Below are 4,751 nucleotides of genomic sequence, written 5' to 3' on the forward strand. Positions count from 1 at the left end.
CCCCTGAGCATCCTATGGTAGACGAAATTTTAAAAGTGAACCCGTCAATAAAAGAAACTGTAGCTGGAATGAGAACCGAGGATGTAATCAGCAGAACAGCAGAAGGAAAAGAGAAAAACGGAGTATTCACAGGTTGGTATGCAGTAAATCCTGCAAATGATGAGAAGGTTCAGCTTTGGATTGGAGACTACGTACTTATGGGTTATGGTACAGGAGCCGTAATGGCAGTTCCTTGTCATGACGAAAGAGACCTTATGTTTGCAAAAAAATACGACCTTCCATTGAGGATTGTAATAAATCCAGTGGATAAAAAGACGAAAAAAGAGATAGTGACAAAAGAAGAGGATATGACAGAGGCCTTTACTGATTACGGTATTGTAACCAACTCTGGAGATTTCAACGGACTTTCTTCAAAAGAAGCTCTTGTAAAAATTGCTGAGCATCTTGAGGAGAAAAATTCTGGGAAAAGAACTATTAATTATAGATTAAAAGACTGGGGAGTATCAAGACAGAGATATTGGGGGACACCTATTCCTGCCCTTTATTGTGAAAAATGTGGAACAGTAATGGAAAAGGATGAAAATCTTCCGGTAAAACTTCCTGGTGACGTTGTATTCAGTGGAAACGGAAATCCTATAGAGACATCGGAAGAGTTTAAAAATGCAGTCTGCCCTAAGTGTGGTGGGAAAGCAAGAAGAGAAACGGATACTATGGACACCTTTGTAGATTCATCATGGTATTTCCTAAGATACTGTGACCCTAAGAATACAGAACTTCCTTTTGAAAAAGATATAGCTGACGGGTGGTCTCCGGTAGATCAGTATATCGGTGGAGTGGAGCATGCAGTTATGCATCTTCTTTATGCAAGATTTTTCCACAAGGTTTTGAGAGATCTTGGACTTTTATCTACAAACGAACCTTTTAAGAGACTTCTTACTCAGGGTATGGTTCTCGGGCCGTCTTATTTCTCGACAAAAGAAAATAAATATCTTTATAGTGAAGACGTAGATATTCAGGGAGAAAAAGCCCTGTCTAAAACAACAGGGGAAGAGCTCATCGTCAAAGTGGAAAAAATGTCCAAATCAAAAAATAACGGTGTAGACCCTGAAAATATAGTGGCCACTTACGGAGCTGATACAGCTAGACTGTTTACCATGTTTGCTTCTCCTCCTGAAAAAGAACTGGAGTGGAATGAAAACGGACTTGCAGGATCTTACAGATTCTTAAACAGAGTGTGGAGAATGGTAAGTGAAAGTAAAGAGTTCTTTGAAACTGGAGATATAAATCTTGAGAAATTAAGCAGAGCGGACAAGAGTGTAGTAAGAAAACTTCATCAAACAATAAAAAAAGTAACAGAATCCATAGAAAATGACTATCACTTTAATACATCAATAGCTTCAAACATGGAGCTTATCAATGAACTTCAAGATTATAAAGTGAACAACCTTGAAAAAGGAGAGGTTACTTCAGAATCTAAAAAGTTATTTACAGAGGCTGTGAATAAAATGGTAGTTATGCTTTCTCCGTTTATACCTCACATATGTGATGAACTGTGGGCAGAGCTTGGTAATGAAGGTTTTCTTTTTGAGGAAAGCTGGCCTGAACATGTGGAAGAGCTAACTATTTCTGATGAGGTTTCAATAGCTGTACAGGTAAATGGTAAAGTGAGAGGAGCTCTACAAGTTGTGAGAGGAACATCTAAAGACGAACTTCAAAATATGGCTCTTGAAATGGAAAATGTAAAAAAACATACTGAAGGCAAAAATATAGTTAAAATAATTGTTGTACCGGAAAAGATAGTAAATATCGTTATAAAATAAGGCTGCTTTTGCAGCTTTATTTTTTAAATTAAAGGGAGGAACGGTTATTTTGGATAGAAAAGAACATATGAAAAAAATTAAGAGAATTGTTGTTAAAGTTGGAACCTCGACTTTAACCCATGCAAACGGACTTCTTAACATAGGTAGAATAGAAAAACTGGTAAGAACCCTCTCGGATCTGGCTAACCTTGAGTACGAAATAATACTTGTTACTTCCGGAGCTGTAGGTGCTGGGATGGGCGTCCTCAAATTGGATGAAAAACCAAAAGCTTTGGATGAAAAACAGGCTGTAGCTGCAGTGGGGCAAGTTTCACTTATTCATCTTTATAGGAAGCTTTTTTCTGAATACGGAAAAAATATAGCTCAAATTCTAGTCAATGGAGAAGATATATCAAAAAGAAACAGGTATATTAATATAAGTAATACTTTTACAGCTCTTTTTGATAAAAAGGTGATACCGATAGTTAATGAAAATGATGCGGTAGCTGTAGAGGAGATAAAAGTCGGGGACAATGATACTCTGTCGGCTTATGTGGCGAGTGTAGTAGATGCAGATCTTCTGATACTTCTTTCCGATATAGAGGGGCTTTATACGGCGAATCCCAGAGAGGATAAAAATGCTAAATTTATAAGTGTGGTGGAAGAGATAGATGAAAGCATTTATTCACTTGCTTCGGGGGTAGGTGGTTCTAAATTTGGTACCGGAGGGATGCATACGAAAATAAAAGCCGGTGAAATAGCTACAAAACTTGGAGTTGATATGATAATCGCCAACGGAGAATCTCCTGGGATAATCAGAGAGATACTGAATGGAGAAGAAAAAGGAACCCTGTTTTTGGGAGAAAAAGATATATCGGCAAAGAAACACTGGATATGGTATGGTGGGAAAGTAAAAGGAACAATCTATGTAGATAATGGGGCTGAAAAAGCACTTTGCGGAAAAAGCAGTCTTCTTCCTGTGGGAGTTATAAATGTAGATGGAAGTTTTTCAGAAGGAGATATAATTGCCATAAAAAATTCTGAAGAGGAACTCATAGCGAAAGGGATAGCTAATTATTCTTCTGTTGAAATAGAGTTGCTGACAGGGAAGCAAAGTGATGAGATAGAGGATATACTTGGGTATAAGGGGTATGACTCTGTAGTACATATAAACAATTTACATCTATTAAAGGAGGTATAAGGTGGATAATTATATACTGGAAACAGGAAAAAAGGCAAAAGAGGCTTCTAAAATATTATCAGGTCTCGATACAAAAACTAAAAACCGTGCACTGATGTCTGTGGTAGATGCCCTTCTTGAGAATATGGATATCATAAAAGAAGAAAACAGAAAAGATCTGGAAGCTGCAAGAGAGAAAGGTATTTCAGAATCCTTTATAGACAGGCTTATCTTGACAGATGAGAGAATAAAAGGGATGGCTAACGGAGTATGGGAAATTGCCAGTTTTAGCGATCCTATAGGTGAGGTAGTCAGAGGGTTTCCTCATGAAAACGGAATGAAAATATCTGAAGTGCGAGTTCCTCTGGGAGTTCTGGCGATGATATATGAATCTAGACCTAATGTAACTGTAGATGCTGCAGCATTAGCTTTGAAGTCTGGAAATGCAATTATTTTAAGGGGTGGAAGCGATGCTGGTTATAGTAATGGAATCCTGGAAAAAATATTTGTAGATGCAATCACTAAGGAAGGTGTGCCAGCCGGAGCGGTTCAGCTTATAAAAAATCCCGACAGAAACCTCGTAAACGAACTTGTCAGACTCAATGAATATGTAGATGTGGTTATACCTAGAGGGGGAGTAGGACTCAAAAAGGCAATAATTGCAAATGCAACAGTTCCTGTTATTGAAACAGGGGCAGGTGTTTGTCATTTGTATATAGATTCTAAAGCGGCGATAGACAAAGCTCTTAATATAGCAATAAATGCAAAAACTCAGAGACCCGGTGTTTGCAATGCTATAGAGACCATACTTATACATAGGGAATCACTTGGGAGAATACTACCTTTCTTAGCTGAAGCACTTATGGCAAATGGGGTAGAGATAAGAGCAGATGAAGAGGTTCTTCAGTTCATACCTGGAGCAAAAGAGGCTGTAGAAGAGGATTGGAGCACGGAATATTTGGGACTTATAGTATCTATAAAAGTTGTAGATGACATAGATGGAGCTATAGCACATATAGATAAATACGGGACAAAGCACTCGGAAGCCATAGTTACAGAAAGCTATGAAATGGCTGAAAAATTCTTAAATAAAGTAGACGCAGCAGCGGTATATGTAAATGCCTCTACTCGTTTTACTGACGGAGGAGAATTTGGATTTGGAGGAGAGATAGGAATAAGTACTCAAAAACTTCATGCTCGTGGACCTATGGGCGTGAGGGCATTGACGACGACCAAGTATATTATCAGAGGAAATGGTCAGATAAGATAAGTTTTAAAGTTTTAATTTTAAAAAAAAATTAGTACTATATATAATTCAATTAAATTGTTTGCCCCCCTGGAGCATACCCGGGGGGTTATTAATTATATAGAAATATATCATTTTTAAAGAATTAACTAGGAAGATTGTATTTGGGTACAAGGGGTCTTGAAGATTTTTTTTATGAGAATTATTATCAGCAATGAATAAAAAGGCTTGATTTATATGATGCTGATCAAGGGAGAATCATAATGAAGTTGTGTATTCTGAAAAACCGAGTGTAAAAAAATAAAAAAATGTTTGACTCGAAAAAGGATCTGTGATAATATTATTCTTGTCGCAAGGAGGCAGTAAAGCTCACTGGACAGAAAAAAGGACATTAGCAATTAAATAGAGAAGGAAGTCAAAATCGTCATCATAGATGACAAAGAAGTCCAAACAAGATTTGGACACAGTTAGGTGTTGATAATCTCGCAAGAGATTTAAATAAACTTTTTGAATGAAGAGTTTGATC

3 protein-coding genes are annotated in these 4,751 nt (G+C 37.3%); all 3 read left to right on the top strand.

Features of this window, described 5'->3' with window-relative positions:
* Nucleotides 1-1,820, top strand: a 1,820-nt coding sequence (gene leuS, locus ABZA26_RS07870) for a leucine--tRNA ligase (RefSeq protein ID WP_372713972.1), incomplete at its 5' end; no start/stop codon positions are given.
* Between the two features lie 49 nt (nt 1,821-1,869).
* Nucleotides 1,870-3,000 carry a glutamate 5-kinase gene (gene proB / locus ABZA26_RS07875; RefSeq protein ID WP_372713973.1) on the top strand — a complete coding sequence of 377 codons (1,131 nt, stop codon included), beginning with the start codon at nt 1,870-1,872 and terminating at the stop codon, nt 2,998-3,000.
* A gap of 1 nt (nt 3,001) precedes the next feature.
* Complete coding sequence (locus ABZA26_RS07880) at nt 3,002-4,249, top strand: glutamate-5-semialdehyde dehydrogenase (RefSeq protein WP_372713974.1); 1,248 nt, start codon at nt 3,002-3,004, stop codon at nt 4,247-4,249.
* Nucleotides 4,250-4,751 lie beyond the last annotated feature (502 nt).

This window comes from Ilyobacter sp. (genome assembly GCF_041583315.1).
Lineage (GTDB): Bacteria > Fusobacteriota > Fusobacteriia > Fusobacteriales > Fusobacteriaceae > Ilyobacter.